Source organism: Neisseria sp. HMSC065D04, from assembly GCF_001815675.1.
Classification (GTDB): domain Bacteria; phylum Pseudomonadota; class Gammaproteobacteria; order Burkholderiales; family Neisseriaceae; genus Neisseria.
The window spans coordinates 1-23,855 of sequence record NZ_KV821536.1 but is presented as its reverse complement, the minus strand read 5'-3'; the positions used below and the strand labels follow the sequence as shown (position 1 = coordinate 23,855).

Below are 23,855 nucleotides of genomic sequence, written 5' to 3'. Positions count from 1 at the left end.
CTTGCATATAACAAAACACCATTTGAGAAAACAAATGGTGTTTTGTTATGGTGTATTAGATTACTCGGCAGCTTCTGCTGCTTTGTCTACTAATTCAATCAATGCCAAAGGTGCATTGTCGCCTTTGCGGAAACCATATTTCAGTACACGAATATAACCGCCATTACGGGCAGCAAAACGTGGACCTAACTCATCAAACAATTTAACTACAACATCACGATCACGAGTGCGGTCAAATGCCAAACGACGGTTTGCCAAGGAAGGTTTTTTACCCAATGTAATCAAGGGTTCTACTACGCGGCGCAATTCTTTAGCTTTAGGCAAAGTTGTCACAATAGTCTCGTGAGTCAACAATGAGTTCGCCATATTACGCAGCATTGCAGCGCGATGGCTGCTTGTACGGTTTAATTTGCGGTTACCATTACGATGACGCATGTCATTATCCTTTAATCTTCAAACTTACGGCTTTTCTAAGCCTACAGGCGGCCAAGCTTCCAATTTGGAACCTAGTGTCAAGCCTTTAGATGCCAACACTTCTTTGATTTCATTCAAAGATTTACGACCCAAATTCGGAGTTTTAAGAAGCTCTGTTTCAGTACGTTGAATCAAATCGCCGATATAATAAATATCTTCAGCTTTCAGACAATTAGCTGAACGTACAGTTAATTCCAAATCATCTACCGGACGCAGCAGGATAGGGTCAATAGGAGGAGCTTTTTCTTCAACTTCTTCTACTGGAGTACCTTGCAAATCAGCAAAGATAGACATTTGATCAATTAAAATACGAGCAGCACTACGTACAGCTTCTTCAGGATCAATAGAACCATCAGTTTCAATATCCAAAACCAATTTATCTAAATCCGTACGCTGCTCTACGCGTGCAGGTTCAACTTCAAAGCTAACACGACTGATGGGCGAAAAGCTCGCATCCAACTGAATTGCACCAATCTGGCGGTTTTCATCGCGCACAACACGACGACCGGAAACAGATTGATAGCCACGCCCCTGCTCAACTTTGATTTCCATCTCAATTTGACCATTCTCGGCCAAATGACAAATAATATGCTCAGGATTTAAAATTTCCACATCATGTGGCAATTCGATATCGCCGGCTACTACTGCACCAGCCCCTGACTTTTTCAAAGTTAACTGAACTTGACCACGCCCATGCAGCTTAAATACAATACCTTTGACATTCAATAAAATATCGACAACATCTTCTTGAACGCCATCAACAGTAGAGTATTCGTGCAATACACCGGAAATGGCCACTTCAGTAGGAGCAAAACCATTCATGGATGACAGTAAGATACGACGCAAAGCATTACCTAAAGTATGACCAAAACCGCGCTCAAACGGCTGCATGGATACTTTTGCACGAGTTGTAGATAAAGTATCGACATCAATTTGACGAGGTTTCAAAAATTCGGTTGTGCTATTTTGCATTTAACTGTCCCTCACTGAGCTAGCGTTATTTAGAGTAGAATTCTACCACCAGCTGTTCATTAATATCGCCAGTTAATTCTGAACGATCCGGCATATTTTTAAATACGCCTTCCAATTTGTCTGCATCAACAGAAACCCAGCTTGGTAAACCGATTTGAGTTGCCAGACTTAAAGCTTCCTGGATACGAACCTGTTTTTTAGCTTTCTCACGAACAGCTACAACATCACCCGCTTTAACTTGGAAAGAAGGAATATTTACAACCTGACCGTTAACGGTAATTGCTTTATGAGAAACCAGCTGACGCGCCTCAGCACGAGTCGAGCCAAATCCCATGCGATATACTACATTATCCAAACGAGACTCTAACAATTGCAGCAGCAATTCACCAGTAGAGCCTTTACGTCGATCTGCTTCTGCAAAATAGCGGCGGAATTGACGTTCCAATACGCCATAAATACGACGAATCTTTTGCTTCTCACGTAATTGCAAACCATAGTCGGACAAACGCGGTTTTTTTGCGCCGTGCTGACCAGGAGCGGAGTCCAGTTTACATTTAGAATCTAAAGAACGACGAGCGCTCTTCAAAAATAAATCAGCACCTTCACGGCGTGCTAATTTACATTTAGGGCCAATATAACGTGCCATGTTTCAATCACTCCTTTAAATACGACGTTTTTTAGGCGGACGGCAACCGTTATGAGGCAACGGAGTAACGTCGGTAATACTGGTAATTTTAAAACCAAGAGCGTTGAGTGCACGTACAGAAGACTCTCGACCGGGACCAGGGCCTTTTATACGAACTTCTAAATTTTTAACGCCATATTCTTGGGCAACTTTACCAGCTGCTTCTGCAGCCACTTGAGCTGCAAACGGTGTACTTTTACGAGAACCTTTAAAACCAGCGCCGCCAGAGGTAGCCCAAGACAATGCATTGCCTTGACGGTCAGTGATTGTAATGATGGTATTGTTGAAAGAAGCATGTACATGCACAATACCTTCGCTTACGGTTTTACGTACTTTTTTACGTACACGCGAAGCTGTGTTTGCTTTAGCCATTAATAAAATTCCTTAAAAATTATTTTTTACCAGCAATCGCTTTACGCGGACCTTTGCGGGTACGAGCGTTTGTGCGAGTGCGTTGACCACGACAAGGCAAACCTCGACGATGACGGAAACCACGGTAACAACCCATGTCCATCAATCGTTTGATGCTCATCGTTACCTCACGGCGCAAATCGCCTTCCACTTCATATTTGGCAACTTGTTCACGCAAAGCGTCTAATTGAGCCTCGTCCAAATCTTTTGCTTTTGTAGTGGGAGCAATATTTGCTGCCTCGCAAATTAATTTAGCACGAGTAGCACCGATACCATAAATAGCCTGCAAGCCAATTACGATATGTGCATTATTAGGGATATTTACCCCTGCAATACGAGCCATATTTTTTCCTTTAAACGGCAAAGTTCGTCACTATACCACAAAGTCTTGCTAAAAGAAAAGTTCCCTTAACCTTGACGTTGTTTGTGACGAGGGTCAGTACAAATTACACGAACCACTCGATTACGACGGATAATCTTACAGTTGCGGCAAATTTTCTTTACAGACGGTTGTACACGCATTATCTTTCCTTATATCGTTTTATCTAGCTCGGAAGACAATCCGAGCTCGAGTTAAATCATAAGGTGTCAGTTCTACCGTCACCTTATCCCCAGGAGAAATCCGGATATAGTGCATACGCATTTTCCCGGAAATATGACCTAATACAATATGGTCATTCTCAAGCTTTACTTTAAAAGTTGCGTTAGGTAGAGTTTCAAGAATCTCCCCCTGCATTTGTATGGTATCTTCTTTAGCCATAATTCTACTTACGTGATAAAGATTTCATATCAAGACCGCTCATTAAACTCTCATATTGCTGAGTCATGCGGTAAGAGTTAATTTGGGTACTAAAGTCCATTGTCACCACGACTAAAATCAGTAAAGATGTACCACCCAAATAAAAAGGAACATTCAAAGCTGTTGTCAAAAATTCTGGAATTAAACAAATAGTTGTAATATATAATGCACCAAACAAAGTGAGGCGTAATACAACCTGCTCCAGATACTGAGAAGTTTGCTTACCAGGTCGAATTCCCGGCACAAAAGCACCGCTTTTCTTCAAATTCTCTGCCATTTCTTTTGGGCTAAAAACCAAGGCTGTATAAAAATAGCAGAAGAAAATAATTGTCACTGTAAATAACAAAATATATAAAGCTTGCCCATGCTGAAGCAAACCAGCAATTTTATGCAACAAACTACCGGTATCATTAGAACCAAACCAGCTTAACAAAGTGGATGGAAACAAAATAATACTTGACGCAAAAATAGGAGGAATCACGCCTGCCATATTCAACTTAAAGGGCATATGTGTATTAGAACCTTGCATTGCACCACTACCAACTTGGCGTTTCGCATAATGCACGGGAACTTTACGCTGTGCACTTTCAAAATATACAACAATATAAATTAATAGCAATGCACCAATAACAATTGACACAGCCGTAGGCATACCAATTGATCCTTGACTCGTTAAAGCTAATAATCTTGCTATACCGGAAGGAATACCGGCAGCGATACCAGCAGTAATAATCAAGGAAATGCCATTCCCAATCCCACGCTCCGTAATCTGCTCACCTAACCACATCAGGAACATTGTACCTGTGACTAAGCTCACTACCGTAGAAATATGGAACTCCAAAGAATTAGTGACAACCACACCTTGCTGGAATACAAAGGTAGCTACACCAAAACTCTGTAAGATAGCTAATAGTACTGTACCGTATCTTGTATATTTTGTAATAACTTTTCGACCTGCCTCCCCTTCCTTTTTTAATGCCTTTAAAGAAGGAATAATTTCAGAGGCCAACTGAACAATTATTGATGCTGAAATATATGGCATTATGCCAATTGCGAATATACTAAAGCGCTCTAACGAACCACCAGAAAACATGTTCAACATGCCTAGTATGCCGTTCCCAGCGCTTTCGTATAATTTAGCTAAAGCAACAGCATCTACGCCAGGTACAGGAATATGGGCACCAATACGAAAAACAACTAACGCCCCTAAAAGAAACGTTAGACGTTTTTTCAGATCTCCAAATTTGGACAAGCCTGATAAAGATTGTTGATTAGCCACTATAATGCAAGCCTTATTCTTCCACTTTACCACCAGCAGCTTCAATTGCTGCTTTAGCCCCTTTAGTGGCTTTAATGCCCTTCAGGACAACAGCTTTTGAAAGCTTACCAGAGGCAATAACTTTCACATTGGAAACAGTTGTAGGAACCAACCCAGCTTGCTTGAGAACTAATACATCAATCTCATTCACAGCGAGTAAGTTCAATTCACTCAAACGAATCTCAGCGTTAGCAGCAGCAGTCAAAGATTTGAAACCACGTTTTGGCAGGCGACGTTGCAAAGGCATTTGACCGCCTTCGAAACCTACTTTATGAAAACCACCAGAACGGCTTTTTTGACCTTTATGACCACGGCCACCAGTTTTACCTAAACCACTACCAATACCACGACCTACACGACGACGAGCGTGAGTAGCCCCCTCAGCAGGTTGAATAGAATTTAGAAACATATCAAGACTCCACTTTCAACAAGTAGCTGATTTTGTTAATCATACCACGGTTTTCAGGGGTATCTAAAACCTCTACTGTATGCTCACGATGGCGTAAACCTAAACCACGAGCACATGCACGATGAGATTCAATTGTACCAATCAGGCTCTTCACCAATGTAACTTTAATCTTTTTTTGCTCAGTCATGGTTTGCTCCCAAAATGTCTTCTACTGTTAGGCCACGTTTAGCAGCGATATCAGCAGGTGTATATAACTTAGACAAGCCATCTAATGTAGCTCGTACAATGTTATAAGGGTTTGTAGAACCATGCACTTTAGCAGAAATGTTATGAATACCCATAGCATCAAAAACTAAGCGCATAGGACCACCTGCCTTTACACCACTACCTTCTTTAGCGGGTTGCATAAAGACTTTAGTAGCGCCATGACGTCCAATAACCTCATGATGAATCGTACCATTTTTTAGAGGTACTTTAATCATAGAGCGACGAGCCTGATCCATTGCTTTTTGAACAGCTACCGGCACTTCTTTTGACTTACCTTTACCCATACCAATACGACCATCCCCATCACCAACAACAGTTAGCGCAGAGAAAGCCATGATACGACCACCTTTAACTACTTTAGTTACGCGATTAACTGCGACCATTTTTTCAATCAGGCCGTCACCACGTTCTTCAATTTCATGTTTTGCCATCTGAAAGTCTCCAATTATTAGAAGCTTAAACCATTTTCACGTGCAGCTTCAGCCAAAGCTTTCACTCGACCGTGATATTGGAAACCTGAACGATCAAAAGCAACTTTTTCTACGCCTACTGCTTTAGCTTTCTCAGCAATGCGCTTTCCTACTACTGCAGCCGCCTCGACGTTGCCACCAGATTTCAGACTACCACGCACTTCAGCTTCCAATGTAGAGGCTTGAGCCAATACTTTATCACCTTCAGCACTAATTACTTGAGCATAAATATGATTATTGCTACGGAACACACATAATCTTACCATTTTCAAGTCCGCAATACGTGCACGGGTTTTGCGTGCACGACGGAGTCGGGTTGTATGTTTATCCATTAGTGAACCTCAATTATTTTTTCTTGGCTTCTTTCATCACTACCACTTCACCTACATAACGAACACCCTTACCTTTATAAGGCTCAGGAGAACGGAATGCACGAATTTCAGCAGCGACTTGACCAACCACTTGTTTATCTGCACCAGTCAAAATGATCTCTGTTTGGCTAGGAGTTTGAACAGAAACACCTTCAGGCATTTCATATACGATTGGATGAGAAAAACCTAAAGACAAATTCAAAACTTTGCCTTGAGCTTGAGCACGATAACCCACACCAATCAATTGTAGTTTTTTCTCAAAACCTTCTGAAACACCTTTAACCATATTATTAACTAATGCACGAGCAGTACCTGACATAGCATTTGCCTGCTTACTGTCATTTTTTGCAGCAAAAGTTAATTTACCATCGTTTAATTCAATGGCGACATCAGAATGCAAAGGAAAGGACAACTCGCCATTCTTACCCTTGATAACCAATGCTTCTGTTCCAAATTTTACTTCTACACCAGCAGGAACAGTCACTGGGTTTTTTGCGACACGTGACATTTACTTTTCTCCACTAGGCTACGATGCACAACAACTCACCACCGACGCCCTCAGAGCGAGCCTTGCGGTCAGTCATCACACCTTTAGAAGTACTAACAATAGCGATACCCAATCCATTCATAACATTAGGAATTTCGCTAGAAGCTTTGTAAATACGCAAACCTGGACGTGAAACACGTTTAATTTGCTCAATCACAGGACGGCCTGCATAATATTTCAATTGAATTTCCAATACCGGCTTCGCATCAGCAGAAACCGAAAAATCCTCGATATAACCTTCTTCTTTCAAGACTTTTGCAATTGCACACTTTAATTTAGAGGAAGGCATGGCAACTGCTACCTTATTGGCACGTTGCGCATTACGAATACGAGTCAACATATCGGAAATAGGATCATGCATACTCATTATTAATACTCCTATTACCAGCTAGCTTTAACAACACCGGGAATCTCGCCACGCATAGCGATTTCACGGATTTTAATACGACCCAAACCGAATTTACGGAAAGTACCACGAGGACGACCTGTCAAAGCACAACGACGGCGTTGACGTACAGGAGCTGCATTACGCGGAATGGATTGGAATTTCAGACGAGCTTCGAAACGCTCCTCTTCAGTTGCATTCGCATCATTAATAACAGCAAAAATTGCCTCACGTTTGGCTGCAAACTTTTTCGCCAGAGCTTGACGTTTCAGTTCACGATTAATAAGTGCTTTCTTAGCCATGATTATCCTTTAAACGGAAACTTGAACAGTGACAATAAAGCTTTAGCTTCCTCATCAGTTTTTGCAGTAGTTGTAATAGTAATATTCAAACCACGCAAAGCATCAATTTTATCGTATTCAATTTCCGGGAAAATGATTTGCTCGCGAACACCCATGTTGTAATTACCACGACCATCAAATGATTTGCCACTTACACCACGGAAGTCACGTACACGAGGTAATGCAATAGTAATCAAACGATCCAAGAATTCAAACATTTGATCACGGCGCAATGTTACTTTGCAACCGACAGGATAATTATCGCGAATCTTAAAACCTGCGATAGATTTACGAGCAACAGTAACGACTGGTTTTTGACCAGCAATTTTCTCTAAGTCAGATACCGCGTGCTCCATAACTTTTTTATCAGCAACAGCTTCTCCGACACCCATATTTAAAGTAATTTTTTCAATACGGGGAACTTCCATTACTGACTTGTAACCAAATTGTTTAATCAGTTCAGGAACAACTGTATCTTTATAAAACTCTCTCAAACGAGCCATGTTATCTCCTTATGCTCCAATAACAGAGCCATTTGATTTGAAGAAACGAACGCGCTTAATTTTGCCTTCATTCTCAATCAGTTTAATACCAACACGGTCTGCTTTATTAGTTTCCGGATTCAGGATTGCAACATTAGAAATATCCAACGGCATTTCTTTAGCAACAATACCACCCTCAATACCACGCATCGGATTAGGTTTTTGGTGGCGTTTTACAACGTTAATACCTTCAACAACGACTTTACTACCCAATACGCGAACTACTTGACCTTGCTTACCTTTATCCTTACCAGTGATCACAACAACTTGGTCACCTTTAATGATTTTATTCATCGCGCTATTCCTTATAACACTTCAGGCGCCAATGAAACGATTTTCATAAATCGCTCAGTACGCAACTCGCGGGTTACCGGACCAAAAATACGGGTACCCAGAGGTTCAAGTTTATTGTTTAACAACACAGCGGCATTGTTATCGAATTTAATCAACGCACCATCAGGACGACGCACACCTTTAGCAGTACGAACAACAACTGCATTGTATACATCACCTTTTTTAACACGACCACGCGGGGCCGCATCTTTAACTGCGACTTTAATAATATCGCCAACAGAAGCGTAGCGACGCTTAGATCCGCCCAACACTTTGATGCACATCACACGACGCGCACCAGAGTTATCAGCCACATCTAAGATGGTCTGCATTTGAATCATATTAGTACCTTTAAATTAACCAACTTAATTTACCATTTTCATATAACTCGCCCACTTGTTTCAATTGAGCTAACTAAATGAAACCATCACGGTTCTAGTAAACCAGTCTTGGATCCCGAAGGGAAGAAACTTCCAGAAGAAACTGAAAGATAAGAAACGAAGTTTACACGCAAATTCACTTTGGCGCAACACTTCGTTTCTTATTAAAGCTAACTGTCTTAAATTTTAAACAGTACGCGCTTTCTCAACCAGTTCTTTAACAACCCAAGATTTGGTTTTTGACAGTGGACGAGATTCCGCAATTACTACAACATCGCCAATTCCATATTGATTATTTTCATCATGGGCATGGATTTTAGTTGATAAACGGATAATTTTACCGTACAGAGGATGTTTTACTTTACGTTCAACCAATACTGTCACAGTTTTGTCCATTTTGTCGCTTACCACTTTGCCTTGCAAAGTACGAACATTTTTATTTTCGCTCATTACTTAGCACCTTTTTCAGTTAAAATGGTTTTAATACGAGCAATATCGCGACGTACACGTTTTAATTCGCTTGGTTTACCCAATTGACCAGTTGCGTTTTGCATACGTAAGCCAAACTGAGCTTTCAACAAGTCCAACAAATCTGCATTTAATTGCTCAATAGATTTGTCTTTCAATTCATTTGCTTTCATTATTGACCTACCTGTCTTACTACAAAGGTCGTAGGAATAGGCAATTTGGCAGCAGCTAATTCAAATGCTTCACGAGCCAAAGCCTCTGGAACACCGTCCATCTCATACAACACTTTGCCTGGTTTGATTTCGGCAATGTAATATTCCACGTTACCTTTACCGCCACCCATACGAACTTGAATAGGTTTTTCAGTAATTGGTTTATCAGGGAATACACGAATCCAAATACGACCACCACGTTTAATGTGGCGAGTCATTGTACGACGAGCAGCTTCGATTTGACGGGCAGTCAAACGACCGCGACCAACGGCTTTCAAACCGAACTCACCGAAACTTACTTTGTTACCGCGGGTGGCAATACCAGTATTGCGACCTTTTTGTTGCTTGCGGTATTTCAGTCTAGTTGGCTGCAGCATTACGTCCACCTGCCTTTCTTTGTTTCTTTTCATGCTCAGGTTTAGCTGAAGTCTTTACATTACCTTCAGTATAGACCCAAACTTTCAGACCCAGCACGCCATAAGTAGTATGAGCTTCGCTAGTTGCATAATCTACGTTTGCGCGCAAAGTATGCAGAGGTACTCGACCTTCACGGTACCATTCGCTACGAGCAATATCTGCACCATTCAGACGACCTGAGGTCATAATCTTGATACCTTTTGCTCCTGAACGCATAGCATTTTGCATAGCGCGTTTCATAGCACGGCGGAATTGAACGCGTTTTTCCAATTGCTGAGCAATACCATCAGCAATAATTTGTGCATCCAATTCAGGTTTACGGATTTCTTCGATATTCACATGAACAGGCACGCCCATCAAGGCTTGCAAATCACGTTTCAGAACTTCGATATCCTCACCTTTTTTACCAATTACTACGCCTGGACGGGCAGAGTGAATGGTAATGCGTGCAGATTTTGCAGGACGCTCAATAACTACGCGACCAACAGAAGCATTCGCCAATTTATTACGTAGGTAGTTACGAACATCAATATCTTGTTTCAAAACAGCAGAAAAGTCGGTGCTTTTAGCAAACCATTTTGAAGCCCAGTCTTTAGTTACCGCCAGGCGAAAGCCTGTAGGGTTAATCTTTTGTCCCATAGCTTTTCCTTAGTTGCCCACTGTCACATTGATATGACAAGTTTGTTTTTCAATGCGGTTACCGCGACCTTTGGCACGAGCTTGGAAACGTTTCAAGCTTGGACCTTTGTCAACAAAGATAGTTACCACTTTCAACTCATCAATGTCGGCACCGTTATTGTGCTCGGCATTAGCAATAGCTGATTCCAATACTTTTTTAATCAACTCAGCACCTTTTTTAGGGCTGAAAGTCAAAATATTCAAAGCTTGGGCAACGTCTTTACCACGAATCAAATCAGCTACCAAACGAGCTTTTTGAGCTGAAATACGGGCATTTTTATGTTGTGCATTTACTCTCATGATTCACCTTATTTCTTTTTAGCCTTTTTATCAGCCAAGTGGCCTTTAAAGGTACGGGTCAATGAGAATTCACCTAATTTATGACCAACCATGTTATCACTGATAAACACCGGCACATGCGTGCGGCCGTTGTGTACAGCAATGGTCAGACCGATAAAATCAGGCAGAATGGTAGAACGACGAGACCAAGTTTTAATCGGGCGCTTGTCGTTGCTTGCACGAGCAGCATCTACTTTTTTCAGCAAATGCAGGTCTACATATGGGCCTTTTTTCAATGAACGAGCCATACTAATTAACCTTTATTTGAGTAACGACGACGAACAATCATGTTATCCGTGCGTTTGTTATTACGAGTGCGGTAGCCTTTAGCAGGAGTACCCCATGGGCTAACCGGTTCGCGAGCTTCACCGGTACGACCTTCACCACCACCATGCGGGTGATCGACAGGGTTCATGACAACACCACGAACGGTCGGACGAATACCGCGCCAACGATTGGCACCGGCTTTACCGATTTTTTTCAGGCTTTGCTCTTCGTTACCGACTTCACCAATGGTTGCACGGCAATCTACGTTGATTTTACGAACTTCGCCAGAGCGCAGACGGACTTGAGCGTATGCACCTTCTTTAGCCAGCAATACCGCAGAAGCACCGGCAGAACGTGCAATTTGCGCACCTTTGCCAGGTTTCATTTCGATACAGTGGATAGTCGTACCAACGGGAATGTTGCGAATCGGCAGAGTGTTACCTACTTTGATGGCAGCTTCAGCACCGGAAACCAATACAGCACCGGCTTGAATACCGCGAGGAGCGATGATGTAGCGACGCTCACCGTCTGCATAGCACAACAGTGCAATGAAGGCAGTACGGTTAGGATCGTATTCAATACGCTCTACTTTTGCAGGGATACCGTCTTTGTTACGTTTAAAGTCTACAACACGGTAATGGTGTTTATGACCGCCGCCTTTGTGACGGGTGGTGATATGACCATTATTGTTACGACCGGCAGTAGAATTTTTCTTTTCGAGCAAAGGTGCATAAGGCGCACCCTTGTGCAAACCTTCTGTTACCACGCGAACCATGCCGCGACGGCCTGCAGAAGTTGGCTTCATTTTAACGATTGCCATTTTGTTTATTCCTTATCTGCAGCTGCAGCAGCGGCTTCCAAATCCAACTCTTGACCTGCAGCCAAGCTTACATAAGCTTTTTTAACATCGCTGCGGCGGCCCAAAGTACGACCAAAACGCTTAGTTTTACCTTTAGTAGTAACGGTAGTTACAGAAGCAACTTGAACACCGAACAGCAGCTCAACAGCAGCTTTGATTTCAGGTTTGGTTGCATTTGCCAAAACTTTAAACGTCATTTGGTTGCGTTTTTCAGCCAATACGTTGCTTTTTTCAGAAACGATAGGTGCCAAAATCACTTGAGTCAAACGTTGTTGATTCATACCCATTGCTCCTCTAATTGTGCAACCGCATCTTTAGTGATGATTACTTTTTTGTAACGCAGCAAGCTGTAAGGATCAACTTGTTGAGCTTCCAAAACCAACACGTTTGGCAAGTTGCGTGAAGCCAAGTAAACATTCTCATCGAGCTGTTTGGTTACAAACAGCACTTGCTCCAGACCCAGATTTTTCACTTGTTCAGCAAAAACTTTGGTTTTAGGAGTTTCAGCAGTCAACGCTTCGATCGCAAACAAACGCTCGTCACGAGCCAATTGGGACAGGATAGTCGCCATACCGGCACGGTACATTTTACGGTTTACTTTTTGAGTAAAGTTTTCGTCGGGTTTGTTCGGGAACGCACGACCACCTTTACGCCACAGCGGAGAAGAAGTCATACCGGAACGGGCACGGCCGGTACCTTTTTGACGCCATGGTTTTTTGGTTGAGTGTTTTACTTCGGCACGGGTTTTTTGAGCGCGGTTGCCAGAGCGGGCGTTTGCCAAGTAGGCATTTACCAGCTGATGAACCAACGCTTCATTGTATTCGCGAGCGAACAATGCATCAGAAACAGACAGACTGCCTGAAACTTGTCCTTTAGCGTCAATTACTTTCAATTCCATTACGCACCTACTTTCACGCTAGGACGAACTACAACATCGCTGTTGACCGCACCCGGAACAGCACCCTTAACCAACAACAGTTGGCGTTCTGCATCAACACGGACAACTTCCAGTTTTTGGACAGTTGCCTTGGTGTTGCCGTATTGACCGGCCATGCGTTTACCGGGGAACACGCGACCTGGGTCTTGCGCCATACCGATAGAACCTGGAACACGGTGAGAACGGGAGTTACCGTGGGAAGTACGTTGGGCACCGAAGTTATGACGTTTGATCGTACCGGAGAAACCTTTACCTTTAGAGGTACCGGTTACATCGACCAGTTGACCGACTTCAAACATAGAAACGGTGATTTCGTCACCGGCTTTCAATTCAGCCAGTTTTTCTTCAGTCAAAGCAAACTCGATCAAACCGCGACCGGCTTCAACACCTGCTTTTGCAAAGTGTCCGGCTTCGGCTTTGTTGACACGGTTAGCTTTTTTCTGACCAAAGGTAACTTGAACGGCAGTATAGCCGTCAGTATCTTTGGATTTTACTTGTGTAACGCGGTTGGCAGACATATCCAAAACGGTTACCGGAACAGAAACACCCTGTTCGTCGAACACGCGGGTCATACCAACTTTGCGTCCAACCAGACCTAAAGTCATGATTATTTTCCTTTTAAAGTAAAGGGGCGGGCTACGATTGGCCTGCCTTCGGACAATGATAAAACTTGGCACATTTGTACCAAGCCCTGCACTATACCACGACAATAAAGAAGTTTTCAAGAAAAATCTTAGGCTTGCCGCAGATTATTTACTGCCATCCGAGCGATTTGGGTTTTATCCGATCCATCGATATTCTGTTCTGAATTTTGACAGTCTTAAATTATCGTTCAACGATATAAAAGGCCGTCTGAAATTTCATCTACAACAAAATTTCAGACGACCTCTTCTCAATACATGGTTATTTTACGCTACTCGGATACGCTTTATACCGAGAATGCTATTTCTGCAACTCTGTCGGTGGGTTTTGCTCGGGCTGGCGCGTGTGCAATTTATACCAACCAAACAACCGCACCAAACATAAAAAGGCAATCAAGGGCATACATAAAGCGGAAACCAAATAACGCGGGTTGCCGGTATTGAGGATGTTTCCTCCTGCCGACAGAGTTAATGCAGCATTAAACCATTCCCACAATGAAGGCACGCTGAAAGCCAACACGGCAATCAGTCCGAGCGTCCGGAAAATACCGATGGGCAAAATCTGACGTTTTAGCACTGTACGGTTTAGCTGTAACAAGACAATCAATCCGAACCCGATGATGATGACCATGCCGCCGTTTGCAACGATTTGCAGGCTGTTGAACGCGATGTCGGGCGTTACCGCCAGTCCGCCGTCTGAAGCAGGAGCCGCTTGCTGCTGAAGGTTAAGCCCTTGAACGATATTTAAAACGAAACCATAAACCATATCGGCAAGCATAATACCTATAGGCAAAGAAGTGAGCATTCGTCTTAGCATGGTTGTGTCTAATAATGATGAAGAAGATACGGATGGAAACTAATGTGGTTTCAGACGACCTATTCACACTATATACATCCATTTAAGAAGGGTCGTCTGAAAAGTGGCAGACGGTATTGTAGCGGATTGCAGCCTCAAACGTATGTAAAATTAAATTTAGCCTAAGTCATAAAATCCTGTAATTTTCCACCAATCATTTAACTTTGGGAGTAAAATCCCAAAATATTAATTTGCATCATGATTTACGGCTTGGATGTCTCGACGTAAGTTTTAGATTTACAATTTCAGACGACGTTGGGATGCTATTTTGTAATTTTCCAACAAAGCCGTATGCCATTTATCAACGGATTGACTGAAAGGACGCTTCACATGAGTAATGCAAAACGCGATGTAACCCGCATCAGCCACAACACCAAAATCGTCGCTACGTTGGGGCCGGGCAGCAACAATGTTCAGTTGTTGGAAGACATGATCCGTGTAGGCGGTCTGAATGTCGTCCGTTTCAACTTCAGCCACGGCACGCCTGAATTCCATCAGGAAAACGCCCGCATCGTGCGTGAAGCAGCAAAACGCGCGGGACAGGAAATCGCCATCCTCGCCGACTTGCAAGGTCCAAAAATCCGTGTCGGCAAAATCGCCGGCGGCAGCATCGAATTGAACAAAGGCGAAACGCTGGTTCTTGATGCCGCACTCGAAGGCGAAGGCACGCGCGACGCGGTCGGTTTGGACTACCGCGACCTGCCTAATGATGTCGTCGCAGGCGATGTTTTGTGGTTGGACGACGGTTTGCTGACTTTGACCGTGGAATCCGTTGAAGGCAGTAAGATTGTTACTAAAGTTGAAAACAGCCATGTGTTGAAAAGCAACAAAGGCATCAATAAACGCGGCGGCGGTTTGTCTGCAGGCGCCTTGACCGAGAAAGACTTCCGCGACCTGAAAACCGCGATTGCCATCGGTTGCGACTACCTCGCCATCAGCTTTGTGAAATCCGCCGAAGATTTGCACACTGCCCGCGCCAAAGTCGAAGAAGAAATGAAAGGCAGTACTGCCGTTCGCCCCGGTTTGGTTTCCAAAATCGAACGTGTGGAAGCGATTGAAAACTTGGACGAAATCATCCTCGCCAGCGACGGTATCATGGTGGCGCGCGGCGACTTGGCGGTCGAAGTCGGACACGCAGCCGTCCCCGCCCTGCAAAAACGCATGATCCGCCGCGCACGCGAATTGCGCCGCTTCAGCATTACGGCAACCCAAATGATGGAATCCATGATTACCAACCCCGTACCGACCCGCGCGGAAGTCAGCGACGTGGCAAACGCGGTATTGGACGGCACCGATGCGGTGATGTGTTCCGCCGAAACTGCCGTCGGCGCGTATCCTTTTGAAACCGTCAGCCAAATGGCGATTATTTGCGCGGCTGCGGAAAAAGAACAAGATTCGCTCAACGGCGTTGCCGAACAGGTTGAGTATCCCGAAGCCGTCAGCACCAACTTGGCGATTGCCGGCGGCGCGGTCAGCGTGGCGCGCGCGGTTCACGCCAAAGCCATCGTCGCCCTGACTGAAAGCGGTTCGACCGCCTTCGAAGTCAGCCGCCACAACATCACCTTGCCGATTTTCGCGCTGACCCCGAGCATTTCCGCCCAACGCCGTATGGCGATGTACCGTGGCGTGCGCCCGCTGATTTTGGCGACCAGCACCGACCACGATACCGCGCTGAACGAAGTGGAAGCCATGTTGGTCGAACATAAAATCTTAAGCTCCGGCGACCAATACATCATCACCAGCGGTTCGCAAATGCGCGAATCCGGTTCGACCAATACGCTGGAAGTATTGCGCGTTAAATAATCGACACGCAAACGGCAGATAACCAAGAGGTCGTCTGAAAACTTGGAAACGGGTTTTCAGACGACCTTTCGTTTTCTTTTGAAGCAAGATTTTTGAGCACTGAAACACTAGGAGTCTATAATTTTTTAAGAACCTCAAGTCTAGGCACAAAGACAGAAAAGTGTGCTGCTTTGAAAGCTGGAGAATATCTAACAGGCTTGAGGGCTAATGTAAGAGCTTCAACCAATCAACTTTCAATAAGAAAGAAATGAATATGCCAAAAGATCAAATGAAAGATAATTTTTTTGACCTTATAGAAGAATTTCTAAATTTATTTAATCAGAGAGATTTTAAACAACTCGAAATCAAATTTCAGATTAACAAAGGTGTATACGAGGAAATTTTGGAAGAACTGGATGATGAAAATCTTTTAGCTAAAAAATTATCATTACCTCCCAAAGCAATAGCATTGACCGCACGAAATGATAATAGGGCAATATTTGAAGCATATGAAATGAATGGTACAGAAGAAGTTATAGGAATCGAATGCTGTTTATATGCAGATAACAAGGAAACTGACCTAACCCTAGAAGGTCGTTTTCATAAAAAAGATGGCAAATTTATTTTTGTTTATCAGGGTATTCGTGCATAAAGCTCTAATAGAGGGAACCAAGTCATCAATAAACCCCGCAATGACATCTTTACCACAGTCCCACCCTCTCCTATCTACGCAACACACAAGTTTTTCCGAAAGCGTCCAAAAATATTAGGCAAACGCGATAACGTGGTATAGAATCGAGTACCTACACTAATCAAACGGAATGACCGTTAGGAAACAACCGTATTTTGATTGAAAACTGCCGTCCTTCAGCCTCAAAATTCGCGCAAAAGCAGCTTGCAGGATTTCCGCTTCAAAGACCATCGTTTCAATTCAACATGCCGATTCCAAACCGTCAGCCCGCTCCAGACACGGAGGCGTTTGTTTCAGACGACCTCTTTATTATTTACACGCAGGTACAAGAAAATGACACACTCACCCATCAAACAAACCGTAATCTTACTCAGCGCAGTCTTCTTCTCCGGCGCAGTCCACGCTTCGGGCTACCATTTCGGTACGCAGTCGGTCAACGCGCAAGGTACTGCCAACTCTTCCAGCGCGGAAGCCGCCGACGCATCAACCATCTTCTACAACCCCGCCGGCCTGTCCAAACTCGACAGCAGCCAAGTTTCCGTCAACGCCAACATCGTCCTCCCCAGCATCCACTACGAAGCCGATTCCGCAAAATACTATCAAGGCAGCGATGTTTCCGGTTCAAAAAGCGGCAAAATCACCAAAACCACCGTCGCCCCGCACCTCTACGGCGCATACAAAGTCAATGACGACGTAACTTTGGGCTTGGGCGTGTACGTCCCCTTCGGCTCTGCCACCGAATACGAAAAAGATTCCGTACTGCGCCACAACATCAACAAACTGAGCCTCACCAGCGTCGACATCGAACCGGTCGTCGCTTGGAAAGCCAATGAAAACCATGCTTTCGGCGCAGGCCTGATCGCCCAATATTCCAAAGCCGAATTGCGCAAATATTCCGACTGGGATGCCTCCGGCTCCATCAGCCAACTTGCCAGCGGCCTTGCCTCACGCGCCGCCGGCCGCCCTGTCTCCGTCAGCGCGCAAGGCAAATCTGACGGACACGCCGAAGTAAAAGGCCACGACTGGGGCTTCGGCTATCAACTCGCTTGGATGTGGGACATCAACGACCGCGCACGGGTCGGCGTGAACTACCGCTCCAAAGTAACCCACACCCTCAAAGGCTCGGCAGAATGGGAAGCCGACGGCGCATACGCCCGCCGCGCATGGGATTTGGGCGCGCTTGCCGCCCGCGGCTACGTTCCGCATGAAAAAGCAAGCGTCAAAATCGTCACGCCTGAATCGTTATCCGTCCATGGCATGTACAAAGCCACCGACAAATTCAACCTGTTCAGCGATGTAACTTGGACGCGCCACAGCCGCTTCAACAAAGCGGAACTGGTTTTTGAAAACACCAAAAACGTCGTCAACGGCAAATCCGACCGCACCGTCATCACCCCCAACTGGCGCAATACTTACAAAGTCGCGCTCGGCGGTTCTTACCAAGTGACCGACCCGCTGCAACTGCGCGCAGGCATCGCCTTTGACCGCTCGCCCGTCAAAAACGCCGGCTACCGCATGAACAGCCTGCCCGACGGCAACCGCATCTGGTTCTCGCTCGGCGCGAAATACCATATCGGTAAAAACCACGTCCTCGATGCCGCTTACAGCCACATCCACATCAACGACACCCGCTACCACACTGCCCGCGCCACCGGCAACGATGTGGACAGCAAAGGCGCATCCGGCGCGCACTTCAAAAACCACGCCGACATTATCGGCCTGCAATACACTTACAAATTCAAGTAAGCCGTTTGGCGCCGACATCAAAAGGTCGTCTGAAAACCGATATCCAGGTTTTCAGACGACCTTTTGCCGTAAATTGACATCAGGAATGCTTCCTTCCACCTCCCATCGGACGGGTATAAAAAATAAGACCACCGTCTCAGCCGAACGCAGAAAGAATCAATAAAAAACCTCCCTGTTTGGAAGACCAGGGATAGGTGCTTGATTTATCAAATTAATAATTATGACGAACTTTTTACCCCGGCCCCTACCTTAAGAAGTAAAGCAGTCCAATTATGCGAACTGTCCGCCATAAACGATAAAGGGCTTCAAAGTGAATGAATAATTTCCAAATACTTTTGCTTCTAGGCATCTTGATGATGCTTCTCACCATCCTTCTCTACAAAAAAGGTTGGGTAAAACCCGCCGAATCCGACAGCCGTCCTCCGATTTTCTGGATTTCGATAACGGTCGTCGTCATGCTCGGCATCATTTCTTTAATCAGGTGGATGGGATGGTAATTGGCGAGAAGGGGAAGGTCGTCTGAAACCTCGATATTCGGATTTTCAGACGACCTTTTTGTTTGGCTTATTGGTGTTCCAATATTTCCATACATACGGACAAACAGCGTTTCCGTGAAAGCGTATGACGCTGATTCGCTTTGTTTTGCGGTAAATTCTGACGCTGCCTTTTGGCTTGTTTAAATAATGGTTTACTAATGAAATAATAAAAATTATTTGCATTTGTGCGACTCCGTTTATAAACTCTTACTTTTAAGACAGGCAGATGGCGGTACTTTGTCAGACTTGGGATAAAGAGACGGCGGAATTAAATATCCGATAGATATTCTTGGCGTATCAGACAGTATTTCAAACTCGATACTTTCAAACAAAATTTCTACTGCCCTGTCCAAACGGGGTCGTCTGAATTTTTTAGAGAAGTTTGTCATGTCCGTCATGCTGATACCGATAGCCCTTTTCTTCTCTTTCTTCTTTAGGGTGTTGGACGGTGACACAATCATTTGTTTTAGCCGTAACAAGTTTTTCAGCCGCGAGCTTTTGTATTGCGGAACGCGGGGCGTGTTTGTTTATCGCGCTGTCCGAGGGGAAGCCTGTGGTTCGGCCATGAAGGTTTCAACAGGCTTCATGAATATTTGCTGCGTGTGAATTCGAATGCGGTGAAGACAAAATGGGCTGGTTTTGGTCCCCATCTGGATATTAAGTTTTAAGGTTTGTTTTATATATGTTGATTGCTTTTTTGATTATGTTGCGCGAGGGTATCGAGGCGGCTTTGATCGTCGGCATCGTCGCCGGTTTTTTGAAACAGTCGGGACATTCGCGGCTGATGCCTAAGGTGTGGCTGGGCGTGGCTTTGGCTGCGCTGATGTGTTTGGGCATCGGATACGGCATCCATTCGGCAACGGGCGAGATTCCACAGAAGGAACAGGAATTTGTGGTCGGCGTTATCGGTTTGGTGGCGGTGGCGATGCTGACTTATATGATTTTATGGATGAAAAAAGCCGCCCGTTCGATGAAGCAGCAGCTTCAGGATTCGGTTCAGACGGCCTTAAACCGCGGCAACGGCCAAGGCTGGGCTTTGGTCGGCATGGCTTTTCTGGCTGTGGCGCGCGAGGGGCTGGAGAGTGTGTTTTTCCTCTTAGCGGTGTTTCAGCAGAGTCCGACTTGGTCTATGCCCGTCGGCGCGGTATTGGGGCTGCTGGCCGCCGTCGTCATCGGCGCGCTGATTTATCAGGGCGGTATGCGTCTGAATCTGGCGAAGTTTTTCCGCTGGACGGGCGCGTTTTTGATTGTGGTGGCCGCCGGTTTGGTGGCCGGTTCGCTGCGCGCGCTGCATGAGGCGGGCGTGTGGAACCACCTGCAAGAGGTAGTGTTTGATTCTTCCAAATACCTGCATGAAGACAGCCCGCTGGGCGTGCTGCTCGGCGGCTTCTTCGGCTATACCGACCACCCGACGCAGGGCGAGGTGCTGGCGTGGCTGCTGTATTTGGTTCCGGTCATGATTTGGTTTCTGCACGGCAGCAGGCCCGCCGCGGTGCAGAGGTCGTCTGAAAACCATTAGGGACTGTCGACAGCCCCTAGTGGCGCTTAAAAATTCCGTATCCCATTCTTATCAACATGCCAAAGAGGTTTGAAATGAAAAAACTCAATATAACTGCTTTATCCGTGATGCTGGCTTTGGGTCTGACCGCGTGTCAGCCGCCCGAAGCGGAAAAATCCGCGCCTGCCGCGTCAGGTGCATCAAGCGCGAATGCCGACGGCACCGTCAACATCGGCGTGAACGACACTGCCTGCGAACCGATGGAACTGACCGTACCGAGCGGACAAGTCGTGTTCAACATCAAAAACAACAGCGGCCGCAAGCTCGAATGGGAAATCCTCAAAGGCGTGATGGTGGTCGACGAACGCGAAAACATCGCCCCCGGACTTTCCGACAAAATGACCGTCACCCTGCTGCCGGGCGAATACGAAATGACCTGCGGCCTCTTGACCAACCCGCGCGGCAAGTTGGTGGTAACCGACAGCGGCTTTAAAGACACCGGCAACGAAGCCGATTTGGAAAAACTCGCCAAACCGCTTGCAGACTATAAAGTTTACGTACAAGGCGAAGCCAAAGAGCTGGTTGCCAAAACCAAAGCCTTCACCGACGCCGTCAAAGCGGGCGACATCGAAAAAGCCAAATCCCAGTTTGCCGCTGCCCGCACCCACTACGAACGCATCGAGCCGATTGCCGAACTCTTCAACGAACTCGACCCTGCCATCGACGCGCGTGAAGACGACTTCAAAGACAAAACCGAAGACGCGGCCTTCACCGGCTTCCACCGCATCGAACACGCCCTGTGGGTCAAAAAAGACGTATCCGGCGTGAAAGACATTGCCGACAAACTCATGAAAGACGTTGAAGCCCTGCAAAAAGAAATCGACGCCCTCTCCTTCCCGCCGAACAAAGTCGTCGGCGGCGCGGCAGTGTTGATTGAAGAAGTTGCCGGCAGCAAAATCAGCGGCGAAGAAGACCGTTACAGCCACACCGACTTGAGCGACTTCCAAGCCAACATCGAAGGCGCGCAAAAAATCGTCGAACTCTTCCGTCCGATGATTGCCGAGAAAAACAAAGCCCTGCTCGAGAAAGTCGATGCCAACTTCAAACAAGTCACCGACATCCTCGCCAAATACAAAACCAAAGACGGCTTTGAAACCTACGACAAACTCAGCGACGAAGACCGCAAAACCCTTCAGGCACCGATTAACGCCCTTGCCGAAGACCTGAGCCAACTGCGCGGCACACTGGGTCTCAAATAAACTTGACCCGCCCGTTTCAGACGACCTTTTGAGATACAAGGGGTCGTCTGAAAACTTATCGCTGATGCCCTCTCCACCGAAAGGGAACTGTTGTAGCGTGGGCTTTGCCCGCGAAAAACCCCAATACAGCAATCGCAGGTTGGTTCAAAATCCGACGAAACCTTTTCATTCGAACGCTTTGTCGGGTTTGCCAACCCAACCTGCCCTGCTGACAGCCGTATCAAAAATTAAACGGGTTAGCTGTATCACCGTTCCAAGATTCAGCTTCCTGCGAAGCTTGGTTTGACCCAAATGCAAGCATTTCGGAGGCCCGCTAATCCTCCGGTAGAAGAACAGGTAGGGTGTGTGGCGCAGCCACGCACGCGGAAATCGCGCAGCCCTTACCGTTTATTGGATTGATCGATGATTCAAAGTTTTCAGACGACCTTAAACGTCGTCTGAAAATTCAAAATAGCAAACTTAAACAAAACAACCGCGTACATACCGCAGCCCGAATCCCACAAAGGACTCCGCCATGAGCCAAGACAACAACTCACAACCCACCCAACCGACCAAACGCACCCTGTTCAAAACCGTCCTTGCCGCAGGCGCAGCCGGCGCGGCAGGCTGGTTCGCCGGCAAACAACAAGGCGAAACCGCCGCCGAGACCCGTCTCAACGAACACTCCCCGCAAGCCTACCCCTGCTACGGCACGCACCAAGCCGGCATCACCACCCCGCACCAGCTCTTCGGCATCATGTGCGCCTTCGACGTAACCGCCAAAGACCCCAAACAACTCGAAAACCTCTTCCGCACCCTCACCGCCCGCATCGAATTCCTCACCCAAGGCGGCGAATACCAAGACGGCGACGAAAAACTCCCCCCCGCAGGCAGCGGCCTGCTCGGCAAAACATTCCGCCCCGACGGCCTCACCATCACCGTCGGCGTCGGCAGCAGCCTCTTTGACGACCGCTTCGGACTCAAAGACAAAAAACCCCGCCACCTCCAAGAAATGCGCGACTTCCCCAACGACCGCCTCCAAAAACCATGGTGCGACGGCGACCTCAGCCTCCAAATCTGCGCCTTCACCCCCGAAACCTGCCAAGCCGCCCTGCGCGACATCATCAAAAACACCGCCCAAACCGCCGTCATCCGCTGGAGCATAGACGGCTGGCTGCCCAAAGCCGAACCCGGCGCCATCGCCGCCCGCAACCTCTTAGGCTTCCGCGACGGCTCCGGCAACCCCGACGTATCCGATCCTAAAATTGCCGACCAAGTCCTCTGGACGGGCATCGCCGCCAATAGCCAAGACGAACCCGCCTGGGCGAAAAACGGCAGCTACCAAGCCGTCCGCCTCATCCGCCACTTCGTCGAATTCTGGGACAGAACCCCCTTGCAGGAACAAACCGAAATCTTCGGCCGCCGCAAATACAGCGGCGCCCCCATGGACGGCAAAAAAGAGAGCGACACCGCCGACTTCGCCAAAGACCCCGACGGCAAAACCACCCCCAAAGACAGCCACATGAGGCTCGCCAACCCGCGCGACCCCGAGTTCATGAAAAAACACCTGCTCTACCGCCGCGCCTTCAACTACTCGCGCGGCCTCGCCGCCAACGGCCAGCTTGACGTCGGCTTGGTGTTCATCTGCTACCAAGCCAACCTCGCCGACGGCTTCATCTTCGTCCAAAACCTGCTCAACGGCGAACCGCTGGAAGAATACATCAGCCCCTTCGGCGGCGGCTATTTCTTCATCCTCCCCGGCGTCGAAAAAGGCGGCTTCCTCGCCCAAAGCCTGCTCAGCGCGTGAACACAGATTTAGGATAAACCAACCCGTAGCGTGGGCTTTGCCCACGACCTTTCACCGAACATCCGAATCCAATTATCCCTGTTCATTCTGACGGCGCAGAGGTCTTATCCGTAAAGCTCTCTCTGCAAAAAGGTCGTCTGAAAACTATAGTCAATTAAAATCAAAATAGGACAGTAGCG

General features: G+C 46.4%; 37 protein-coding genes. 8 read left to right on the top strand and 29 right to left on the bottom strand.

What is annotated here, in order from left to right:
• Positions 1-60: 60 nt before the first annotated feature.
• The 29 genes from rplQ to HMPREF3050_RS09800 form a co-directional block, all read right to left on the bottom strand.
• Positions 61-435, bottom strand: coding sequence for a 50S ribosomal protein L17 (gene rplQ, locus HMPREF3050_RS09935; RefSeq protein WP_036492091.1), 375 nt, complete (start codon positions 433-435; stop codon positions 61-63).
• 24 nt (positions 436-459) lie between these two features.
• Positions 460-1,446 (bottom strand): DNA-directed RNA polymerase subunit alpha, encoded by a 987-nt coding sequence (gene rpoA / locus HMPREF3050_RS09930; RefSeq protein WP_019271040.1) that lies wholly within the window; start codon positions 1,444-1,446, stop codon positions 460-462.
• A gap of 25 nt (positions 1,447-1,471) precedes the next feature.
• A complete protein-coding gene (gene rpsD, locus HMPREF3050_RS09925) occupies positions 1,472-2,092 on the bottom strand; it encodes a 30S ribosomal protein S4 (RefSeq protein WP_070774662.1) in 621 nt (206 codons plus the stop codon).
• 15 nt (positions 2,093-2,107) lie between these two features.
• On the bottom strand, positions 2,108-2,503 hold the full coding sequence (gene rpsK / locus HMPREF3050_RS09920; protein ID WP_002216249.1) for a 30S ribosomal protein S11: 396 nt from the start codon (positions 2,501-2,503) through the stop codon (positions 2,108-2,110).
• 19 nt (positions 2,504-2,522) lie between these two features.
• A complete protein-coding gene (gene rpsM / locus HMPREF3050_RS09915) occupies positions 2,523-2,885 on the bottom strand; it encodes a 30S ribosomal protein S13 (RefSeq protein WP_003749295.1) in 363 nt (120 codons plus the stop codon).
• Positions 2,886-2,950: 65 nt separating this feature from the next.
• Complete coding sequence (gene rpmJ / locus HMPREF3050_RS13700; RefSeq protein ID WP_003697674.1) at positions 2,951-3,064, bottom strand: 50S ribosomal protein L36; 114 nt, start codon at positions 3,062-3,064, stop codon at positions 2,951-2,953.
• Positions 3,065-3,083: 19 nt separating this feature from the next.
• Positions 3,084-3,302, bottom strand: a complete 219-nt coding sequence (gene infA, locus HMPREF3050_RS09910) for a translation initiation factor IF-1 (RefSeq protein ID WP_002215452.1) — start codon at positions 3,300-3,302, stop codon at positions 3,084-3,086.
• A 4-nt stretch (positions 3,303-3,306) separates the two neighbouring features.
• Positions 3,307-4,620 (bottom strand): preprotein translocase subunit SecY, encoded by a 1,314-nt coding sequence (gene secY / locus HMPREF3050_RS09905; protein WP_070774672.1) that lies wholly within the window; start codon positions 4,618-4,620, stop codon positions 3,307-3,309.
• 13 nt (positions 4,621-4,633) lie between these two features.
• On the bottom strand, positions 4,634-5,068 hold the full coding sequence (gene rplO / locus HMPREF3050_RS09900) for a 50S ribosomal protein L15 (protein WP_070774661.1): 435 nt from the start codon (positions 5,066-5,068) through the stop codon (positions 4,634-4,636).
• A gap of 1 nt (position 5,069) precedes the next feature.
• A complete protein-coding gene (rpmD, locus tag HMPREF3050_RS09895; protein ID WP_003759717.1) occupies positions 5,070-5,255 on the bottom strand; it encodes a 50S ribosomal protein L30 in 186 nt (61 codons plus the stop codon).
• Complete coding sequence (gene rpsE / locus HMPREF3050_RS09890; RefSeq protein ID WP_003684704.1) at positions 5,248-5,766, bottom strand: 30S ribosomal protein S5; 519 nt, start codon at positions 5,764-5,766, stop codon at positions 5,248-5,250. Before rpsE ends, rpmD begins: the two co-directional genes overlap by 8 nt.
• A gap of 17 nt (positions 5,767-5,783) precedes the next feature.
• Positions 5,784-6,137, bottom strand: a complete 354-nt coding sequence (gene rplR / locus HMPREF3050_RS09885; protein ID WP_003775849.1) for a 50S ribosomal protein L18 — start codon at positions 6,135-6,137, stop codon at positions 5,784-5,786.
• A gap of 13 nt (positions 6,138-6,150) precedes the next feature.
• Positions 6,151-6,684, bottom strand: coding sequence for a 50S ribosomal protein L6 (gene rplF, locus HMPREF3050_RS09880; protein ID WP_045075351.1), 534 nt, complete (start codon positions 6,682-6,684; stop codon positions 6,151-6,153).
• Positions 6,685-6,697: 13 nt separating this feature from the next.
• A complete protein-coding gene (gene rpsH, locus HMPREF3050_RS09875; protein WP_003759723.1) occupies positions 6,698-7,090 on the bottom strand; it encodes a 30S ribosomal protein S8 in 393 nt (130 codons plus the stop codon).
• A gap of 14 nt (positions 7,091-7,104) precedes the next feature.
• Positions 7,105-7,410, bottom strand: a complete 306-nt coding sequence (gene rpsN, locus HMPREF3050_RS09870) for a 30S ribosomal protein S14 (RefSeq protein WP_003684736.1) — start codon at positions 7,408-7,410, stop codon at positions 7,105-7,107.
• A 2-nt stretch (positions 7,411-7,412) separates the two neighbouring features.
• Positions 7,413-7,952: a 50S ribosomal protein L5 gene (gene rplE / locus HMPREF3050_RS09865; RefSeq protein ID WP_003759725.1), complete on the bottom strand. Its 540-nt coding sequence runs from the start codon at positions 7,950-7,952 to the stop codon at positions 7,413-7,415.
• A gap of 9 nt (positions 7,953-7,961) precedes the next feature.
• Positions 7,962-8,285 (bottom strand): 50S ribosomal protein L24, encoded by a 324-nt coding sequence (rplX, locus tag HMPREF3050_RS09860; protein ID WP_070774660.1) that lies wholly within the window; start codon positions 8,283-8,285, stop codon positions 7,962-7,964.
• A gap of 11 nt (positions 8,286-8,296) precedes the next feature.
• Positions 8,297-8,665, bottom strand: a complete 369-nt coding sequence (gene rplN / locus HMPREF3050_RS09855; RefSeq protein WP_002215434.1) for a 50S ribosomal protein L14 — start codon at positions 8,663-8,665, stop codon at positions 8,297-8,299.
• A gap of 225 nt (positions 8,666-8,890) precedes the next feature.
• A complete protein-coding gene (rpsQ, locus tag HMPREF3050_RS09850; RefSeq protein WP_003707145.1) occupies positions 8,891-9,154 on the bottom strand; it encodes a 30S ribosomal protein S17 in 264 nt (87 codons plus the stop codon).
• Positions 9,154-9,345, bottom strand: a complete 192-nt coding sequence (rpmC, locus tag HMPREF3050_RS09845; protein ID WP_003675882.1) for a 50S ribosomal protein L29 — start codon at positions 9,343-9,345, stop codon at positions 9,154-9,156. Before rpmC ends, rpsQ begins: the two co-directional genes overlap by 1 nt.
• The gene (rplP, locus tag HMPREF3050_RS09840; protein ID WP_003675880.1) at positions 9,345-9,761 is read right to left on the bottom strand and encodes a 50S ribosomal protein L16; all 417 of its coding nucleotides are present in this window, start codon (positions 9,759-9,761) and stop codon (positions 9,345-9,347) included. The genes rpmC and rplP overlap by 1 nt, the downstream gene beginning before the upstream one ends.
• Positions 9,745-10,440: a 30S ribosomal protein S3 gene (gene rpsC, locus HMPREF3050_RS09835; protein ID WP_070774659.1), complete on the bottom strand. Its 696-nt coding sequence runs from the start codon at positions 10,438-10,440 to the stop codon at positions 9,745-9,747. Before rpsC ends, rplP begins: the two co-directional genes overlap by 17 nt.
• A 9-nt stretch (positions 10,441-10,449) precedes the next feature.
• Positions 10,450-10,779, bottom strand: a complete 330-nt coding sequence (gene rplV, locus HMPREF3050_RS09830) for a 50S ribosomal protein L22 (RefSeq protein ID WP_003675877.1) — start codon at positions 10,777-10,779, stop codon at positions 10,450-10,452.
• Between the two features lie 8 nt (positions 10,780-10,787).
• Positions 10,788-11,066, bottom strand: a complete 279-nt coding sequence (rpsS, locus tag HMPREF3050_RS09825; protein ID WP_002215422.1) for a 30S ribosomal protein S19 — start codon at positions 11,064-11,066, stop codon at positions 10,788-10,790.
• A gap of 5 nt (positions 11,067-11,071) precedes the next feature.
• Complete coding sequence (rplB, locus tag HMPREF3050_RS09820) at positions 11,072-11,905, bottom strand: 50S ribosomal protein L2 (RefSeq protein ID WP_003742892.1); 834 nt, start codon at positions 11,903-11,905, stop codon at positions 11,072-11,074.
• Positions 11,906-11,910: 5 nt separating this feature from the next.
• Positions 11,911-12,225, bottom strand: a complete 315-nt coding sequence (rplW, locus tag HMPREF3050_RS09815; RefSeq protein ID WP_002231529.1) for a 50S ribosomal protein L23 — start codon at positions 12,223-12,225, stop codon at positions 11,911-11,913.
• Positions 12,222-12,842 (bottom strand): 50S ribosomal protein L4, encoded by a 621-nt coding sequence (rplD, locus tag HMPREF3050_RS09810; protein ID WP_002218573.1) that lies wholly within the window; start codon positions 12,840-12,842, stop codon positions 12,222-12,224. Before rplD ends, rplW begins: the two co-directional genes overlap by 4 nt.
• Positions 12,842-13,486, bottom strand: a complete 645-nt coding sequence (gene rplC / locus HMPREF3050_RS09805; RefSeq protein ID WP_002215400.1) for a 50S ribosomal protein L3 — start codon at positions 13,484-13,486, stop codon at positions 12,842-12,844. The genes rplD and rplC overlap by 1 nt, the downstream gene beginning before the upstream one ends.
• Positions 13,487-13,823: 337 nt before the next feature.
• On the bottom strand, positions 13,824-14,327 hold the full coding sequence (locus HMPREF3050_RS09800) for a hypothetical protein (RefSeq protein ID WP_003765304.1): 504 nt from the start codon (positions 14,325-14,327) through the stop codon (positions 13,824-13,826).
• A gap of 381 nt (positions 14,328-14,708) precedes the next feature.
• On the opposite strand from HMPREF3050_RS09800, the gene pyk reads away from it, so the two are divergent.
• The 8 genes from pyk to efeB all read left to right on the top strand — a co-directional run bounded on the left by pyk (position 14,709) and on the right by efeB (position 23,676).
• Entirely contained in the window at positions 14,709-16,181 is a 1,473-nt protein-coding gene (gene pyk / locus HMPREF3050_RS09795; protein ID WP_040668777.1) for a pyruvate kinase, read from the top strand.
• Between the two features lie 253 nt (positions 16,182-16,434).
• Complete coding sequence (locus HMPREF3050_RS09790) at positions 16,435-16,812, top strand: hypothetical protein (protein ID WP_246830264.1); 378 nt, start codon at positions 16,435-16,437, stop codon at positions 16,810-16,812.
• Between the two features lie 372 nt (positions 16,813-17,184).
• The gene (locus tag HMPREF3050_RS09785; protein WP_070774657.1) at positions 17,185-18,597 is read left to right on the top strand and encodes an OmpP1/FadL family transporter; all 1,413 of its coding nucleotides are present in this window, start codon (positions 17,185-17,187) and stop codon (positions 18,595-18,597) included.
• A gap of 353 nt (positions 18,598-18,950) precedes the next feature.
• A complete protein-coding gene (locus HMPREF3050_RS09780) occupies positions 18,951-19,094 on the top strand; it encodes an ABC transporter permease (RefSeq protein WP_246830263.1) in 144 nt (47 codons plus the stop codon).
• Positions 19,095-19,520: 426 nt separating this feature from the next.
• Positions 19,521-19,739, top strand: coding sequence for a hypothetical protein (locus HMPREF3050_RS14645; RefSeq protein ID WP_168166267.1), 219 nt, complete (start codon positions 19,521-19,523; stop codon positions 19,737-19,739).
• A 76-nt stretch (positions 19,740-19,815) separates the two neighbouring features.
• Complete coding sequence (gene efeU, locus HMPREF3050_RS09770; protein ID WP_039409603.1) at positions 19,816-20,652, top strand: iron uptake transporter permease EfeU; 837 nt, start codon at positions 19,816-19,818, stop codon at positions 20,650-20,652.
• 74 nt (positions 20,653-20,726) lie between these two features.
• Positions 20,727-21,890 (top strand): iron uptake system protein EfeO, encoded by a 1,164-nt coding sequence (gene efeO, locus HMPREF3050_RS09765; RefSeq protein WP_070442305.1) that lies wholly within the window; start codon positions 20,727-20,729, stop codon positions 21,888-21,890.
• A gap of 514 nt (positions 21,891-22,404) precedes the next feature.
• Positions 22,405-23,676 (top strand): iron uptake transporter deferrochelatase/peroxidase subunit, encoded by a 1,272-nt coding sequence (gene efeB / locus HMPREF3050_RS09760; RefSeq protein WP_070774654.1) that lies wholly within the window; start codon positions 22,405-22,407, stop codon positions 23,674-23,676.
• The last annotated feature ends 179 nt before the right edge of the window (positions 23,677-23,855 follow it).

Bases quoted from the DNA above. Each gene is read 5' to 3' on its own strand.
- HMPREF3050_RS09790 (WP_246830264.1), top strand. From the start codon at position 16,435: ATGCCAAAAGATCAAATGAAAGATAATTTTTTTGACCTTATAGAAGAA.
- rplV (WP_003675877.1), bottom strand. From the start codon at position 10,779: ATGAGAGTAAATGCACAACATAAAAATGCCCGTATTTCAGCTCAAAAA.
- efeB (WP_070774654.1), top strand. From the start codon at position 22,405: ATGAGCCAAGACAACAACTCACAACCCACCCAACCGACCAAACGCACC.
- rplX (WP_070774660.1), bottom strand. From the start codon at position 8,285: ATGAATAAAATCATTAAAGGTGACCAAGTTGTTGTGATCACTGGTAAG.
- rpsE (WP_003684704.1), bottom strand. From the start codon at position 5,766: ATGGCAAAACATGAAATTGAAGAACGTGGTGACGGCCTGATTGAAAAA.
- efeU (WP_039409603.1), top strand. From the start codon at position 19,816: ATGTTGATTGCTTTTTTGATTATGTTGCGCGAGGGTATCGAGGCGGCT.
- pyk (WP_040668777.1), top strand. From the start codon at position 14,709: ATGAGTAATGCAAAACGCGATGTAACCCGCATCAGCCACAACACCAAA.
- rplD (WP_002218573.1), bottom strand. From the start codon at position 12,842: ATGGAATTGAAAGTAATTGACGCTAAAGGACAAGTTTCAGGCAGTCTG.
- rpmJ (WP_003697674.1), bottom strand. From the start codon at position 3,064: ATGCGTGTACAACCGTCTGTAAAGAAAATTTGCCGCAACTGTAAGATT.
- HMPREF3050_RS09785 (WP_070774657.1), top strand. From the start codon at position 17,185: ATGACACACTCACCCATCAAACAAACCGTAATCTTACTCAGCGCAGTC.
- rplC (WP_002215400.1), bottom strand. From the start codon at position 13,486: ATGACTTTAGGTCTGGTTGGACGCAAAGTTGGTATGACCCGCGTGTTC.
- rplE (WP_003759725.1), bottom strand. From the start codon at position 7,952: ATGGCTCGTTTGAGAGAGTTTTATAAAGATACAGTTGTTCCTGAACTG.
- rpsD (WP_070774662.1), bottom strand. From the start codon at position 2,092: ATGGCACGTTATATTGGCCCTAAATGTAAATTAGCACGCCGTGAAGGT.
- HMPREF3050_RS09780 (WP_246830263.1), top strand. From the start codon at position 18,951: ATGATGCTTCTCACCATCCTTCTCTACAAAAAAGGTTGGGTAAAACCC.
- rplF (WP_045075351.1), bottom strand. From the start codon at position 6,684: ATGTCACGTGTCGCAAAAAACCCAGTGACTGTTCCTGCTGGTGTAGAA.
- rpsK (WP_002216249.1), bottom strand. From the start codon at position 2,503: ATGGCTAAAGCAAACACAGCTTCGCGTGTACGTAAAAAAGTACGTAAA.
- rplO (WP_070774661.1), bottom strand. From the start codon at position 5,068: ATGTTTCTAAATTCTATTCAACCTGCTGAGGGGGCTACTCACGCTCGT.
- rpsM (WP_003749295.1), bottom strand. From the start codon at position 2,885: ATGGCTCGTATTGCAGGGGTAAATATCCCTAATAATGCACATATCGTA.
- rpsS (WP_002215422.1), bottom strand. From the start codon at position 11,066: ATGGCTCGTTCATTGAAAAAAGGCCCATATGTAGACCTGCATTTGCTG.
- rpsQ (WP_003707145.1), bottom strand. From the start codon at position 9,154: ATGAGCGAAAATAAAAATGTTCGTACTTTGCAAGGCAAAGTGGTAAGC.
- rplW (WP_002231529.1), bottom strand. From the start codon at position 12,225: ATGAATCAACAACGTTTGACTCAAGTGATTTTGGCACCTATCGTTTCT.
- rpoA (WP_019271040.1), bottom strand. From the start codon at position 1,446: ATGCAAAATAGCACAACCGAATTTTTGAAACCTCGTCAAATTGATGTC.
- infA (WP_002215452.1), bottom strand. From the start codon at position 3,302: ATGGCTAAAGAAGATACCATACAAATGCAGGGGGAGATTCTTGAAACT.
- rplR (WP_003775849.1), bottom strand. From the start codon at position 6,137: ATGGATAAACATACAACCCGACTCCGTCGTGCACGCAAAACCCGTGCA.
- rplN (WP_002215434.1), bottom strand. From the start codon at position 8,665: ATGATTCAAATGCAGACCATCTTAGATGTGGCTGATAACTCTGGTGCG.
- rplB (WP_003742892.1), bottom strand. From the start codon at position 11,905: ATGGCAATCGTTAAAATGAAGCCAACTTCTGCAGGCCGTCGCGGCATG.
- efeO (WP_070442305.1), top strand. From the start codon at position 20,727: ATGAAAAAACTCAATATAACTGCTTTATCCGTGATGCTGGCTTTGGGT.
- rpsN (WP_003684736.1), bottom strand. From the start codon at position 7,410: ATGGCTAAGAAAGCACTTATTAATCGTGAACTGAAACGTCAAGCTCTG.
- rplQ (WP_036492091.1), bottom strand. From the start codon at position 435: ATGCGTCATCGTAATGGTAACCGCAAATTAAACCGTACAAGCAGCCAT.
- rpsH (WP_003759723.1), bottom strand. From the start codon at position 7,090: ATGAGTATGCATGATCCTATTTCCGATATGTTGACTCGTATTCGTAAT.
- HMPREF3050_RS09800 (WP_003765304.1), bottom strand. From the start codon at position 14,327: ATGCTCACTTCTTTGCCTATAGGTATTATGCTTGCCGATATGGTTTAT.
- HMPREF3050_RS14645 (WP_168166267.1), top strand. From the start codon at position 19,521: ATGTCCGTCATGCTGATACCGATAGCCCTTTTCTTCTCTTTCTTCTTT.
- rpmD (WP_003759717.1), bottom strand. From the start codon at position 5,255: ATGACTGAGCAAAAAAAGATTAAAGTTACATTGGTGAAGAGCCTGATT.
- rpsC (WP_070774659.1), bottom strand. From the start codon at position 10,440: ATGGGACAAAAGATTAACCCTACAGGCTTTCGCCTGGCGGTAACTAAA.
- rpmC (WP_003675882.1), bottom strand. From the start codon at position 9,345: ATGAAAGCAAATGAATTGAAAGACAAATCTATTGAGCAATTAAATGCA.
- rplP (WP_003675880.1), bottom strand. From the start codon at position 9,761: ATGCTGCAGCCAACTAGACTGAAATACCGCAAGCAACAAAAAGGTCGC.